A 14953-nucleotide genomic window follows, 5' to 3' on the forward strand; every position below is an offset into this window, starting at 1 on the left:
TTGGATAAGAGCTTCGTTGGCGCATGAGAATCCTGGCGATAAGGGTGATCGCGTCCGCTTAAAGATAGGCGGACACCATCGCCCTTAATACGGGGATTCTGAAGGTGTGTTCGCTGGCCGCTTACGTAGAAACTCAGCGCCATTACGCTTGGTGGCGGAGTCGAAGAACGCGACGTAGGTGAACTTCGTTACGCGATCAATCGCCACGAACAGGTGCTGCTTGACGCTCTCAAGGCGTAACTCCGAGCTATCGATGTGCAGATAGCCCATCTCCGTTTTGTCGAACTTACCGCACTTGACTGCGGCTCCGCTTTTGGGTGCTGCATGTCGTCCAGGGGCATCATCATGCGCTGCCGGAACTCCACCACCATCGCCTCTCCAGAGGCTGTAAGCTTGGCGCTGCGCGGGTTGGTAGGCCCCATCCGAGCGTCCTGCGTAGTGGTTCGTGATAGCCACTTTGGCGACGCTCTTCACGTTCAGTCGGTAGCGGGCGGCGAGCTTTCGATTCGACTCTTTCGACGCTTGGAGCTCGGCTAGAATTCGTGGCGTCGTGCGGACTGAACCATGGATGCGTCCTTCCAAAATGCATCCTCCTCCTGGGGGGTTAAGGATGCACCATGACTATCTGGGACTGAACACCTAGCACTGTGTTCTTAGAACTCTTATCCCCATCCCGCGTCCTATCTAAAAAGGAAGCGTTGCTAAAATTGGATATTGATTAATGAGACGGAACCCTAACTTATACCGCCTTAAACAGAGACAGATGAAACCCTATCGGATATTTTTTTACAGTGCTGGCAGTACTTAAAAAGTTCTTCTGAGAAAAACTCTAGACTCTGGTTGAATCTATATTTCGGCAACTTGTCCATATCAACTACTGAGCTTAGCAGCCAAAAATATCTGCATTCATCAATATTGACTATATCCTTAATTTCATCTGGCTTCAGGTGGGGGAGCTGCACCAGCAGTCTTTTTGTATGACTTGAAGTACGTTCCATATAATGATTCAGGTATTGGATCCATGTACCGTTACGCTCCCCGAAAATTATTGGAGCTTGATCTGAACCCTGGATCATACTGAAAGCCGCACGAATTTCTTCTAGTTTCAAAGTGGCGACATCTAGCGTTAATCCTGTTTGTTGCGACACGCTACTTAAATTTCTTTTGCACTCTCTAACTATACCTTTAAAATGATCATCCAGGTATGGCTGAATGATGCTTCGATCTGAGACCTCTTTTGCATGAACTGCAAGCAGGTAGAATAAATAGCTAGCAATGACAGATGCTAAAATTGCTTCGACAATCAATCCAAATTCATACATGCCAGATATAGGGGCAGGAATAATGTTCAAGAATTGTTTTATTACTAGGGCGATAGATGCATAAATCACCAGTCGATTTGCTTCTGGCGATGCACTCCTCAAGAATTCCAATAGCTTCATTTTTGTCTTATCCGAGTTCCTAGCTCTGGTGGCGAGCTTGCTCTTACGCTTTAGAATTTTAGCGTGTAACTTTGAACTTTGGCAAGTTGCGGCTCATCCGCCATCTGGAAAATAGCTTCCATTCCCTTTTGCCTATACATGGTGTTGTACCCTCGACAAATGTGCTCTTTGCCTTCACGAGCCATGGCCTCCCATGCACGCTGGATCTTGCCTAGAAACATGTGAAGCCTTCGAGGAAGCCTAGCCACAGATATCTGGAATACAGGACAGAGCCAACGGGAATCGCCTCGATCAGACGATTCCCCGTCTCATGACGTGATCTATGCAGCTCAGTCGATGGAATCAACGATCAACTGACCTTCAGTCCCAACTGCTTCCTTGGTGATGAACTCTCGGATTATTGCTCGGTTAGCTGCACTAATGGAGGCCCAGCCGCTGAGCCATAGTTTATAGGCTTGCCAGGAGTAGCCAAGCCTCTTCTCCTTGCTCATAGTCATCATCGAACGCCTCACTGCCTTCAAGTAGATGTCACTGATTGAGCTATTTCCCACTTCGAACACACTACCTAAGTGAATAAGCCAACTCGCAAGGTGATCATACTGCTCCCATGCACCTGCTTCCAAAGTGAATTCTCGCTTCCGCTCCAAGAAATCACCAATGACTTCCACCACACGTGGTTCTTTCAGGCTAAATCCCTTCGCCGGCAACGAAGCGATGACACGGAAGAACGAATCCTCCAGCTTTATATAGGTGTCTGTAAAGCGTTTCCCACCTTCGATGACATTCGATATCGACTTTAAAGATTGCTCAGCAATATTCGAGGCCTCCTTGGCGCTGCGATTGAGTTCGGTGAAAAATCCCTTCACCTCCAGACCATCAACGACCCGGATGCCGAAGCTATGGAAATAGAAATCCTTGACAATCTGATCAACCTTTCTTCGTGACACAAAAAATAGGTTAGAGCCTATAACATGGTTATTCGCGAAAGCCTTATAGTCATTGATTATTCGCTTGAGATTGGTGTCACCCAGCGAGTAACCAATAATAACTACAGTGTTTTCGTGCAAAATAGTACTCAATTTTCTTGAGAAATATGAGTCACTACCCATGAAGCGAAAATAGTCATCGGATGTGACCACCATGTTTTCCGGTGAATCAATCGATCCGTGAACGTGGTAAACCTTTATTGGTGCAGAGGAACGGGGAATCGGCCTGCCAGGGGCAATGCTTTGAACCCTGTCGTTCCCCGCCAACGATTCAGACAGTTTATCGTAATTCGTTGTAACTACCCGAAACGCATATTTTTTATAGAATTTCTCTATCTCATGGACTGAATCGCCCTTGATGGAAAGAGATTCGATGATGCTCTTAATTTCGGTGTTGATGTTTTTGCTATGCCGGCTCAGCCTCAGCTCAATGACTTGAGCTGCTTCTTCAAGGCTCAGAGGCTTATCACCCATGGCTGGGAACAAAGTGGCCTTCAAGTCAGCACCATCAGGTAGGCCATCGCATACCTGCTCAAGCAAGTCCTGCCATCCCGGCGCTGCTTGGTCTGATATCGCTTTAGAGAATCCTGTTCCGGTGAATAAGCACAGACGCTGTGTAGCGGCGGCATAGGCGATCTCAAACATGCTGCTGTCCAAACTCAAACCTTTTCCCTCGCTCTGAAAGTCCCTTGGAGGGTGAATGACTCCGAAATCCAGAAAATGCCGGACGCTTACATCACCCTAGAAATGCGCCCCTGATGCTAGCATTGAGCCACTCTTGCGAGAAGATGCTGGGCTGCACGCGGTTTACGACCGCAACTGGCCTAGCCATGCTGCAGCCACTTCTGAATGTGATCTACCATGTGGAGGGCTTCCCAGTGAGCGACGGCGGTCGGATACGACTTGCCGGGAGTTCGGAGGATTACTGGGACGCCGATAATAGATTGGGGATTCGAGCTCGTAGGCTGACCAGCGGGCTGCTGACTGGCGGGATCAGCACAGGGCCGAGTTCAGTAAGGGCAAAGGGCAGGATGGGTTGTGCACCATGGTGCACCGTGAGATTTCTGCGGGAATTGCCAGTAACTGCTGGGTTCGGGGAGAATGGTAAGCTACACGGCTACACGCTTTCCGTGATTTCTGGCCAATCAGGGTTCGATTTCCTCTACCCGCTCCATACTTTTTGTTAGATTTCAACCAGTTAACCCCTCCCCCTTTCAGCCCCCATCTGACCCGATCGACTAGGCTCGTCCTGAAGCGACGCCTCAAGATCCGCCTCGCAACGTCACATCAATGCTCTGAGCGCACGTAATACCAAGGTTGCGTGGCACATTAATATCAGTAATCCTTCAGCCTAGGCGCTTCGAAAAGGCATGACTTTCTAGCGCTGAACCTATGGGATTGTCCCGCTAATGCCACTGACCTTGCCATTGACTGAGGCAGGGCATGTACAAGGCGCACGTTTGCGTTTGGGGAGTCAGAATCGATATGGCGACATGCACCGCACCGAGTAAGGGGCACCGCTCCGCAAGCGCGGCAGCCAATTGTCCTGCGTGTAGAAACCGCTATGGGGGCTATGGAGCACGCTCGTATTCCTCCCCCTCCTACTCCTCTCCGTCATCGTCATCACCCTCTTCATCTGGTGGCGGTGGGGGACGGACGTCACGTGCACTGCCCAGTGGGGTTCCGGAAATCTATCGTCGTCCGCTATCTGAGGTACCCAGCCTCGTCCGCAGCGAGGTTCCAGCTCCGGCACAGTCGAACGGGCAAACCTATGACGTGTTCATATCTCATGCGTCTGAGGACAAGGACGAGTTTGTCAGGCCGTTGGCCAATGCGTTGATTGCAGTTGGGCTCAAGGTATGGTTTGACGAAATGACACTTCGTATCGGGGACAGCTTGCGCCAAAAAATTGATAAGGGCTTGGTTAGTAGCCGCGTTGGACTTGTGGTTCTGTCCCCAGCGTTTATCAAGAAGGGATGGACGAACTACGAATTGGACGGGATCGTTACCCGCTCGGTGTCAGGCGAACAGATCTTGCTGCCGATTTGGCACAACATCACCAAGCAGCAGGTGATGGATTTCAGTTCTTCGATCGCGGACAAGGTGGCGCGCAGCACAGCGGTGCACACCATTGATGAGATCGCTGCTGAGATCGCAGATTTGCTGAAGTCTAATGATGCCCAAGCATCCTAGCGCCAACGCATCCACAGGGCAGGCTTGGAGACACCCGGATTTAATCAAGATCGATCGCGCTATGGAGCCCAGCCCTGAACAGCAGGCCCACTTGTGTTCTGTTCCGCACGGATAGAGCTCGTTAAGCCCTGCTGAATCCTGGATGGGCTGGTTATGCAGACCCTACCCGACTTCGAGACCGTCAGAACGTGATCACCCGCCTCGCCAACACCTGCGAACGCCCTTCCCTAGCTCTCACGAGGTGTCGCAGCAAAGGGCTGTGTCTGATCATCCTGAGCACGTTCCCGTTGCAGTGCATGAGTTCGTTGAGCATGCCGTAACCCATATGCAGCTTGAAACGTTCACTAAAGGACTTCACTGGACACTACCAGGCTGAGCTCCTCTGACTCGGCATGTCGAACGCCGTAATCAACCATAGCGTCTGCAAATGTCATAGAAGCAATCATTGGCTGATTTGGGGCCCGAACATACCCTGCACGTGTCAGTTCATCATAAGGAACGGATTGATTTGATTGAAATACTGAAGGCTAAGATCGGGCTGCTGCATGGGGCAGAGCTCGAAAAATTCGTGGGCCGACTGCTACCCACCGTCTCAAGCGATTATGAGAACCTCTCAGATACCTTGAATCTCTCAGGGCGAGTGACTCAAGGCCCTGCTGACCTGCTGTCCTACATCAAGGCCAACGGCAGGTATATCGCCGTACTGTGCACAGGACAAATCACTGGAACACAGGCAAAAGTGTTGGCTGACATCGAGAAACTCACGCGCGAAGACTGCCATATCCGCGACAAGATCGACCAAGTCGTCATATGCATAGCCGCCGCCGTTGGCACCGAGGAGGAAATCTATCGCAGTGCGTGTGCTAGCCACGGCTGGGCGTCAACGATCTACCCCCTAAGTCAGCTAGCCCACCTTGCCAATGAAAGCCCTGAGGTCACCCAAACGACGTGCGCGGTGGAGATTGCTGAGATTAGAAAGATGCTGGATGCCGAACGACACCAGGCCAACAGTGCAAATGCGGTCAGGTTGGCGAAACGCTTCTATGACTGCGGTGCCAGAGTCAATGCCCTAAGAGCGAGCCTTGCCATGTCGCCAAGCCGATTCATCGATCTGATTGATTACGACAGCGAGCACCGACTGGCGTATCTGGAGTCCGGTACGATCCAGATGAATGACATTGAAATCGCAAGCGCCTGTAACACGACAGGTGTTAGCGATGAGTGGCTGACCCATGGCGAGAGGGGCATGTTTGCGATCGAGTCCATCTCTACCTACCATTGGGAACAAATGCAGTGGCTGAGGGATGCATCACCAGCGTCGGTACATGTGCTCATCAATGGCACTACGCAACAGCTAGTGATACTTGCACACCTGCATTCGAAAAACTGGAAGATCTACAGTATCGCCTTCGATCTTAATTTTGCGGCTTGGTGGGGAGACCATCATCAGATCCCCGAAGTCTACGACATGCTTAAGCAGCTGGCTGATGACTACCAAGGGCGGATTTTTGGAAGGGTGATAGGCCCCGAAGAATATGCCAACATTCTCTCTGGGCAAACACACCCTGCACTGTTCATGCAGAAAACAACGGGTGGGGGCGCGCATTGGTTCGACGACATTCTTGACTACAAACACAAATATCCGATCGCGGAGAATTACGAAGGCTGGTACGGCACTTGGTTTACCTCAGCCCAAGATTTTTTCAAACGTTATGAAACCAAGATTGAGTCCATTAGAGCCGCGTCCCAGGAAACTATCTGAGCCGTTTTAACGCCACGACAAGGGTTGGTCATGCCGTTAAGACTGCAGCATGGTCACCGCGCCTCTCGTATCACCGCCATTCGCGATGCTATCTACCCAGGACTACGAAGTGGTATCGCCCTCTGCTCGAACGTCTGATGTCATCGCTTACGCCCCTCAATGATCCTGCTAGATCTGTGATTGCCCTGAGATTACCCAGTTGCTGAATCAGCGATACAGCTCAGTTCCAGCAGATACGAAAGTGCCTAAAAAAGGCGACCTGATCCGGCTCTCACCACGTGGCCGTCGACGCAACGATGACGCCCTGATTCGCATTGTGAACGTCAACTCGAATGAGCTTTTTGTGTCTCAGTCACAGACGTATCGGACGATCAAAGCGGACGAGTTCGCGGGGTACTCATGGAATGCAGGATTCGCATTGAACCCGAAGGAAGCATTGGGGGTCGAGCTCCCTCCGGCATTGGTATTTACCTCCTCTCAAGACGGTGCTGGTGGGGAAAGGACGGGGGCTGCCTCCGTCAGAAACCTGCGGGCGCAGGGTGTGCGCATAATCGAGCACTGCGTGTATGAGATTGATGGCTCTCCGAGGCTTGCGAGTCCTGGGACTTTGCAGCGGATTGTTCCGCTGGTTGAGTGATTCTGAGTTTTGGCGATAGCACTGCATTTCATTGCATCGTATGAAGGTGGTTATAGCAAAGATCGTTAGAAAGCAGCCCGAAACTAGAGATCAATGTAGCGATCTAGAATGATGTACCTCAGTAGTCCAGACCTGCCACATTGACACCTCTAAAAACCTTGATTCATATACTATTAACTCCGATTCAACAATGCCGACCAACTATAGGCGCGATATTGAAATCTTCGTGACCATCTATTATAACCTCTGGAATCAGCTTACGATAATACATATGTCTCCACAGCATACCAATAGCAAATTCTTGGGGTTCGCCCCATTCAAGATGCTGGTTTTCGTTTGTGACATAAATGTTTCCCACGGCATGGGTGACCACCCCTAGGTTCTTGGTGAAGACGTCCTGCATGGCTTTCATATCATTTCTTTCTCTGTGGAACCGCCTCAACATATCCGGCTTGTCCAGCGGATAAAGCTCATAATCTAAGTCATCAGTGTCTTTTAAGCCAAGCATCATCCTCAGATGGATCGCATGTGCTTCTTTCAAGAAAGTAATGTGCCCGTGCTTACAGCAAACATTCCATACAGCTAGCGTTGACTCATCATAAAGACCGCTCTCATTTCCAAGCACACCAACGTTATAAGACTCCGACCTACACCCTTGCTTTTTGCAAGTAATCTTGTTCAAGTCATGGGAATCGCTGAAATGGTTGATTAGATCGTAGAACTCATGCATGAACCTTTCTACAAGGGTATAATCATTTCGCACAATAACTATATTTTCGAAATGCTGCCCCGCCCTTTTAGACCAGTTGTAGCTACCCGTTATTACCGTGCACTCATCAATAATGCAAAACTTATTATGCATCAGATTCGGATAACGCTTAGTTTTAATTGGGTAAAAATTGATACCATCTAAACTCGTAGATAGGTTCTTCTTATTAATCACATCATCGTTAAATATAATATCAACCTGCACGCCATTATTGACTGCTTCCCGCAGGATCGACTCAAACGCGTCGCTGCTCAACCAAGCAACACAAATTCTGATGCTCTCGCGCGACTTACGCAGCTCTTCCTTGATCCGCTCCTGAATATTTTCAAAGTATGCCTCGGTGGAGATAGTTTCTGGCTTGCCATAATCACTGAAACTCACGATGACTTTTCCATGTGTCGTTCAAAAATATTATCTTGCTGAGAGGTATTACTTCGTACGTTGGAACATACGTGAAACTCTGCTTTCTAGATATCCTGCGCCTAATTAGGGTCACTTGATCGTACACTGGAGGTGGCTTTGGAGCACTCCGCCTCCAGCTAGCTGCCCGCCTTCGCGCCCGCATCCCAGCAGGCCTCGTGTAACCAGATCTACACCCGCGCGTCGATCTGTGCGCCGCCCCAAGCTGATCATCGGTCACACAACCCGGTGTTCAAAGCAGGTGCGAAAGACTCGACAGATCAAACCCAAATGGCGCAGCCTCCAGAAGCGATCCAACCGGATATCATTACCAATCCTACCCTGTTCGGTGCTTGGAACCAGAACCTAGAAGAAGCTTTCAGCCCGAGAGAAAGCATCCACCAGAGGCTCATAAGCATAATGGGTGCGTCGTTCACTATGGTGCACGGTGAGGATTTGGCTCAGACCCTAGAGATTCCGGGGAAGATAGAATCAACGGGGCACTACACGACTACACGCTTTTGGGCATTTCTGGCCAATAAAGGTTCGAATCCTGTCTCTCCGACCAGATTACTCAGCGATCAGCCCGCCCTCGTGCGGGCTTTTTCGTGCCCGCGATACGACAAACTGTACTGGCCAGCATTGCGCAGCGCTGCCGAGGCCAGCAGAATGCGCGCCTTTCGAACTTAGAGGTTGAAACACATGCGTAAGACTCTTGCCGCCCTGACTCTGGGCTTGTTGTGCGCGCAGGGCGCAATGGCCGGCGATGGCCAGACCGCCTTGGGTGGTGGTCTGGGTGGTGTACTGGGTAACGTGGTCGGGAAGCAGCTCGGCGGCAGCACCGGTGCTGCGATTGGTGCCGGCGTCGGCGGCGCAGCGGGTAGCGCCATGGCCGCCAAGAAAGGCAACAAGACCAAGGCGGCCATTGGTGGCGGCCTGGGTTCGGCCGGTGGCTCACTGGTCGGTGGCAAGCTCGGCGGCAGCACCGGCTCGGCGATCGGTGCCGGCCTGGGCGGCGCGGCGGGTGGTGCACTGGGTAACAACCTGGCCAATGATCATCGCAAGAAGCGCCACTGATCCAGGCCTGAAACAAAACAGCCCCCTGGACAGGGGGCTGCTTCTTACCACCGATTCAAGCCTTACAGCGCAGGCTCAGCCTGTACTGCAGCTGCCGCTTCCGGCTGCACCGGAACGTACAGCAGGCCCAGACGCGAGCTGCTCCATTCACGGGTCTTGTTGGTCAGCTCAAGGTTGTTGTTGAGCTTCTGGCCATAGGTCGGAATGATTTCCTTCAGCTTGGCCTGCCACTCAGGGGTCTTGATGCGGTCCTTGTAGGTCTTCTCCAGCACGCTGAGCATGATCGGCGCGGCAGTCGAAGCACCTGGCGATGCACCCAGCAGTGCGGCGATTGTGCCGTCCTGGGCGGCAACGACTTCGGTGCCGAACTGCAGAACGCCACCGTGCACAGGATCCTTCTTGATCACCTGAACGCGCTGACCGGCTTGCAGCAGTTTCCAGTCTTCGTTCTTGGCGTTCGGGAAGTACTCGCGCAGGGCTTGCATACGATCATCGAAGCTGAGCATCAGCTGACCCATCAGGTAGGTGCTCAGGTCGATGTTGTCGATACCGGCGTGGGTCATCGGCATGATGTTGTGAGTGGTCAGTGCGGCGAACATGTCCAGCAGCGAACCGTTCTTGAGAAACTTGGTCGAGAAGGTCGCGAACGGGCCGAACAGCAGTACTTCCTTGCCGTCGATCACACGGGTGTCCAGGTGTGGAACGGACATCGGCGGTGCACCTACCGAAGCCTTGCCGTACAGTTTGGCCTTGTGACGGGCAACGATGTCCTGGTTGTCGGTCATCAGGAACTGGCCACCGACCGGGAAGCCTGCATAGCCTTCGGCTTCAGGGATGCCGGACTTCTGCAGCAGCTTCAGGGCGCCGCCACCGGCACCGATGAAGACGAACTTGGCCTTCACGCTGCGCTCGACACCTTTGTTGGCCAGGTCAGCAACGACCACGGTCCAGGTGTTGTCAGCGTTGCGCACGATGTCGCGCACTTCATGCTGCACATGCAGCTTGACGTTGTCGTGCTTGGTCAACGAGGCGATCATCTGGCGGGTGATCTCGCCGAAGTTGACATCGGTACCGATCGACATGCGGGTCGCGGCGATCTTCTGGTCGGCGGCACGGCCTTCCATCACGATCGGCACCCACTTCTGGATCTGCGCATGGTCTTCGGAGTATTCCATGCCGCGGAACAGCGAGCTGTGCTGCAGGGCTTCATGACGCTTCTTGAGGAATTCGACGTTCTTGTCGCCCCAGACGAAGCTCATGTGCGGCACGTTGTTGATGAACGACTTGGGGTTGCTCAACACGTTCTGCTCGACCTGGTAGGCCCAGAACTGCTTGGAGATCTCGAACTGTTCGTTGACCCCGACCGCTTTGCTGATGTCGATCTTGCCGTCGGCACCTTCGCTGGTGTAATTCAGCTCGCAGAAGGCGGAGTGACCGGTACCGGCATTGTTCCAGGCGTTGGAGCTTTCTTCGGCGACCTTGTCCAGACGCTCGTAGATGTCGATCGACCAGGTGGGTTCCAGCTCATTGAGGTAAGTACCGAGACTTGCACTCATGATGCCGCCGCCGATCAGCAGCACGTCTACGCTTTTCTCTGGCTCGCTGGGCTTGGAGCAACCGATGACACTCAGGCACAGGAGCGTCAGCAGGATCTTTTTCATAATTCAATCCAATTGAGGTGAAGTAATTGGCAATGACCGCTCATCCCGTTGTGCACGCCCGGATTCTTGTTGTTGCTCGCGCAGACCAAAGCTTAGCGGGGCTCGGCGTTCAGGCAAGCGGCCTAGACGCGCGGGCGATGGTTGACGGCTGGGGTTGTTCGATGGATCGGGAACGGTCGTCACCCTGACGATGGGCGTTGTAACCTGCCGCCGGGTGCTTGCATGGCCTAGGCCTGACCGCCTTTAAGCACGAAACAGGCCAACTCATGCAAGACCAACGACTAATAGCTAGGACGAGTCGTCGCACCCCATCTTCAACGGTTTTTCTGGCGATAATCCGCCACATTGCCACCCAGGCGGCGTGCAATGTGGCGGATTTCCCCCCTCTCTTCAGGCGCTTAGCCGCGCGGTGACTTCGCCGAGCTGCCCCGACAGGCCATGCAGGCGATGCCCGGCCTGTTCGGTGTGTTGCACTGCCTGCTGATTGGCGGTGGCGATGCGGGTGATCTCCACCAGGTTGCGGGAAATGTCTTCAGCTACGCTGGTCTGCTCTTTGGCGGCCGTGGCGATCTGGCGATTCATGTCACGGATCGCCTCCACAGCCAGGGTGATGCGCTGCAGCATTTGCCCGGCACGCTGGACCTGCTCGGCGCCCTCCTCACTGCGCTGCTGACCGCTTTCGATGGCCTTGACCGCTTCCAGGGCGCCGGACTGCACGGCACTGATGATCTGGTTGATCTCGGCAATCGAGGCGGCTGTGCGCTGGGCCAGGCTGCGCACTTCATCAGCGACCACGGCAAAGCCGCGGCCGGCCTCTCCTGCCCGCGCCGCCTCGATGGCGGCGTTGAGCGCCAACAGGTTGGTCTGCTCGGCAATCCCGCGAATCACCTCCAATACCTTGCCGATCCTGGCGCTGTCGGCCTCCAGGTGGCGGATCACCGCCGCCGTGCCGGCAATCTCCTGATTGACCGTGGCAATGGTGTCGATGGTCGCCTGCATCACCTGTTCGCCCGCCTGCGCGCTGTGATCGGCATCATCGGCGGCCCGTGCCGCTTCGGCCGCATGACGCGCGACCTCCTGCGCTGTCGCAGACATTTCATGCATGGCCGTGGCCACCTGGTCGGTCCGCTGGAACTGGTCATCGGTACCGCGGGCCATGCTGCCGGCGATGCTGCGCAATTCGCCGCTGGCCGCTTCCAACTCGCCAGCGTTGTTCTGCAGGCGGGCGATGGTATCGGCAAGGAAGTCACGCACAGTATTGGCCGCTATCGCCAGACGGCCAAGCTCATCCTGGCGGTCACTGGCGACCCGTGCCTCGAAACGCCCCTGACTCAACTGCGCGACATACTCGATCAGGCCACGGATCGGCTCGATCAGGCTACGATTGATCAACCAGAGACTGAACAGGCCGATCAGCAAAGCCGAGCCGAACATCACCAGCAGCCCCAGCCACACGGTGCGTTGCGCCGACTGATTGATGGCCTGGGCGCGGGTCTGGGCATCGCTGCGCAGCTGGCTGACCAGTTCGCTCATCTGCTCACTGGTCGCCCGGTCCACCCCTTTGACCGCCTGATCTCCGGCTGCCGGATCAGCACCTGCCGCCAGGAACGCCTGACGCCCCCGCGCATAAGCCTGCCCCAACTGACGGTGGCTTTCCTTGAGCTGCTCGGCGCGGGTCTTGAGTGACCCTTCGTTGCTCTGGATCAACTGCTCGAGAATGCCCTGCACTTGCTGCTCACGGGCAAGAAACTGCTGCCAGTATTTGTCCAGTTCGGCGGGTTGCTTGCCGCGCAACAGCACGTTTTTCCACTCCTGGACCTGTACCTTGAACTGGAGATTGGCCTCATCAATCAACTGCGAGGCCTGCAATGGCCCGTCGATCAATTGCCCGTAGCCGCGCACGCTGGACGACAGCAATTGAAAGCACACCAGCGCAATCATCAGTATCGCCAACAGGCTGCCACCAAGTAACGCGAGGATTTGCACTCTGAGGGATTTACGCAACATCGGAAGGAATCTCGGAACAAGGAAAAAGAGAGCGACGCAACGCGGCATCGACCAGGCAAAGACGTCCCTGTCCTCGTTCAATGGCAGCTGGCACAGGCGAAAAAAAAGCTGCCATCATTCGATAGCAGCCAAGTTCGAGCCTTACGCAACAGCTGAGCTAGATAGTCTCAAGGCATTGCTACAGAAATGTGACAGCCTGTAAGGCGCTGTCACATTTCTGTAACGATGTTGAACTGCAAGGCCGCCAGCCGCGCATACAAGGGGCTCTGCGCGATCAATTGGTGATGGGTGCCTATAGCCACCAAGCGGCCCTGGTCGACCACCGCAATGCGATCGGCATGCTGCACCGTGGCCAGGCGATGGGCGATCACCAGGGTGGTACGTCCGCTCATCAAGGTCGGTAGCGCCTGCTGGATCAGGTGTTCGCTCTGGGCATCGAGGGCACTGGTGGCCTCGTCCAGCAGCAGGATCGGCGCATCCACCAGCAAGGCCCGGGCGATGGCCAGGCGTTGACGCTGGCCACCTGACAAGCCCAGGCCGGCATCGCCCAGGTGGGTCTGATAGCCCTGGGGCAGTTGCAGGATGAACTCATGGGCGTGAGCACTGCGCGCCGCGGCTTCTACCTGCGCAGTGCTGGCATCGGCTCGTCCGTAACGAATGTTGTCCTCGACGGTGCCGAAAAACAGTGCCGGGTTCTGCGCCACCAGGGCGAAGTGCCGGCGCAGATCCTGAGGGTCGAGCCGCCTCAGGTCCTGGCCGTCGAGCAGGATGCGGCCTTGCTGGGGGTCATAAAAGCGCAGCAGCAGGTCAAACAAGGTCGACTTGCCCGCGCCCGAAGGCCCGACCAAGGCCAGGGTTTCTCCCGGTTCGACGCTCAGGCTCAGCCCAACGATGGCCGCAGGCTCAGGCCGCGACGGGTAGGCAAAGCGTACATCCCGCAGTTCAAGGCGGCCGCTGACCCGCGCTACCGAGCGCTCCACCCCCTCTGAGGGGGCGGTGATTTCACTGCGTGCGGCCAGCAGTTCGGCAATCCGCTCCGCCGCCCCGGCGGCGCGCTGCAGTTCGCCGATCACCTCGCTGAGGGTGCCGAAGGCACCGCCGACGATCAGGCTATAGAAAACGAAGGCCGCCAGTTCGCCCGCGGAAATCCGTCCGGCAATGACATCCATGCCACCGACCCAGAGCATGACGCCCACGGCCCCGAGCACCAGCACAATCACCAGCGTGATCAGCCAGGCGCGCTGCAAGATACGCTTGCGCGCGACCGTAAAGGCCGCTTCCACCGTACGGCCGAAGCGTTGCTGATCGCTGGCCTGGTGGTTGTAAGCCTGCACTGTCTTGATCTGCCTCAGGGTTTCGGCCACATAACTGCCGACATCGGCCACCCGGTCCTGGCTCTGGCGCGACAGGCTGCGCACCCGCCGCCCGAAGATCAGGATGGGCGCCAGCACCAGGGGCAAGGCCAGCACTACGATACTGGTGAGTTTGGGGTTGGTGACGAACAACAGGACGATACCCCCCAGCACCATCAGGGCATTACGCAGGAACAACGATAACGACGAGCCGATCACCGACTGCAGCAAGGTGGTGTCGGCGGTAAGCCGCGACTGGATCTCGGAACTGCGGTTGCTCTCGAAAAAACCAGGGTGGAGGTAGATCAGGTGATCGAATACCTGTTGGCGGATATCGGCCACACAACGCTCGCCGATCCACGACACCAGATAAAAGCGGCTGAAGGTGCCAATGGCCAGGGCTATTACTAACAGCAGAAACAAACCAATGGACTGATTGAGCAAGTGCGGCGATTGGCTCATGAAGCCTTGGTCGACCAATAGCCGAATGCCCTGGCCCATCGACAGGGTGATTGCAGCGGTCGCTACCAGAGCCAGCAACGCCAACAGCGCCTGCTTGCTGTAGGGTCGGATGAAATGCCAGCCCAGTCGCACGGCCTGACGCTGTCGGGGGGAGAGCCTGTTGAACATCAAGAGTCCATCTGTCAGCTGTTTCCCGCAGCCTACAC

At 54.9% G+C, this 14953-nt stretch carries 10 protein-coding genes and 1 pseudogene; 3 read left to right on the forward strand and 8 right to left on the reverse strand.

Annotated features, from left to right (window positions below):
* Positions 1 to 84: 84 nt before the first annotated feature.
* From ACRESH_RS14125 to ACRESH_RS14135, 3 genes are all read right to left on the reverse strand, one after another.
* Complete coding sequence (locus ACRESH_RS14125) at positions 85 to 582, reverse strand: hypothetical protein (RefSeq protein ID WP_431742582.1); 498 nt, start codon at positions 580 to 582, stop codon at positions 85 to 87.
* Positions 583 to 749: 167 nt separating this feature from the next.
* The gene (locus tag ACRESH_RS14130) at positions 750 to 1442 is read right to left on the reverse strand and encodes a hypothetical protein (RefSeq protein ID WP_431742583.1); all 693 of its coding nucleotides are present in this window, start codon (positions 1440 to 1442) and stop codon (positions 750 to 752) included.
* A 329-nt stretch (positions 1443 to 1771) separates the two neighbouring features.
* Positions 1772 to 3073, reverse strand: coding sequence for an SIR2 family NAD-dependent protein deacylase (locus ACRESH_RS14135; protein WP_431742584.1), 1302 nt, complete (start codon positions 3071 to 3073; stop codon positions 1772 to 1774).
* A gap of 840 nt (positions 3074 to 3913) precedes the next feature.
* Between ACRESH_RS14135 and ACRESH_RS14140 the strand changes: the two genes are divergently transcribed.
* Together ACRESH_RS14140 and ACRESH_RS14145 are read left to right on the forward strand one after the other, a co-directional pair.
* Entirely contained in the window at positions 3914 to 4621 is a 708-nt protein-coding gene (locus ACRESH_RS14140; protein WP_431742641.1) for a toll/interleukin-1 receptor domain-containing protein, read from the forward strand.
* A 508-nt stretch (positions 4622 to 5129) separates the two neighbouring features.
* Positions 5130 to 6383, forward strand: a complete 1254-nt coding sequence (locus ACRESH_RS14145) for a hypothetical protein (protein ID WP_431742585.1) — start codon at positions 5130 to 5132, stop codon at positions 6381 to 6383.
* A gap of 821 nt (positions 6384 to 7204) precedes the next feature.
* On the opposite strand, the gene ACRESH_RS14150 is transcribed toward ACRESH_RS14145, so the two are convergent.
* Positions 7205 to 8170: a phospholipase D-like domain-containing protein gene (locus ACRESH_RS14150; RefSeq protein WP_431742586.1), complete on the reverse strand. Its 966-nt coding sequence runs from the start codon at positions 8168 to 8170 to the stop codon at positions 7205 to 7207.
* A 720-nt stretch (positions 8171 to 8890) separates the two neighbouring features.
* Between ACRESH_RS14150 and ACRESH_RS14155 the strand changes: the two genes are divergently transcribed.
* On the forward strand, positions 8891 to 9265 hold the full coding sequence (locus ACRESH_RS14155) for a glycine zipper domain-containing protein (protein ID WP_431742587.1): 375 nt from the start codon (positions 8891 to 8893) through the stop codon (positions 9263 to 9265).
* 62 nt (positions 9266 to 9327) lie between these two features.
* Here the strand turns inward: ACRESH_RS14155 and mqo are convergent, their stop codons facing one another.
* From mqo to ACRESH_RS14175, 4 genes and pseudogenes are all read right to left on the reverse strand, one after another.
* Positions 9328 to 10926, reverse strand: coding sequence for a malate dehydrogenase (quinone) (mqo, locus tag ACRESH_RS14160; RefSeq protein WP_431742588.1), 1599 nt, complete (start codon positions 10924 to 10926; stop codon positions 9328 to 9330).
* A gap of 390 nt (positions 10927 to 11316) precedes the next feature.
* On the reverse strand, positions 11317 to 12084 hold the full coding sequence (locus tag ACRESH_RS14165) for a methyl-accepting chemotaxis protein (protein ID WP_431742642.1): 768 nt from the start codon (positions 12082 to 12084) through the stop codon (positions 11317 to 11319).
* Between the two features lie 123 nt (positions 12085 to 12207).
* Positions 12208 to 12981 (reverse strand): annotated as a pseudogene (locus ACRESH_RS14170) (methyl-accepting chemotaxis protein); the annotation flags it as partial.
* A gap of 161 nt (positions 12982 to 13142) precedes the next feature.
* Complete coding sequence (locus ACRESH_RS14175; protein WP_431742589.1) at positions 13143 to 14915, reverse strand: ABC transporter transmembrane domain-containing protein; 1773 nt, start codon at positions 14913 to 14915, stop codon at positions 13143 to 13145.
* Positions 14916 to 14953: the final 38 nt, after the last annotated feature.

It is taken from the genome of Pseudomonas sp., from assembly GCF_050739775.1.
Classification (GTDB): Bacteria; Pseudomonadota; Gammaproteobacteria; order Pseudomonadales; family Pseudomonadaceae; genus Aquipseudomonas.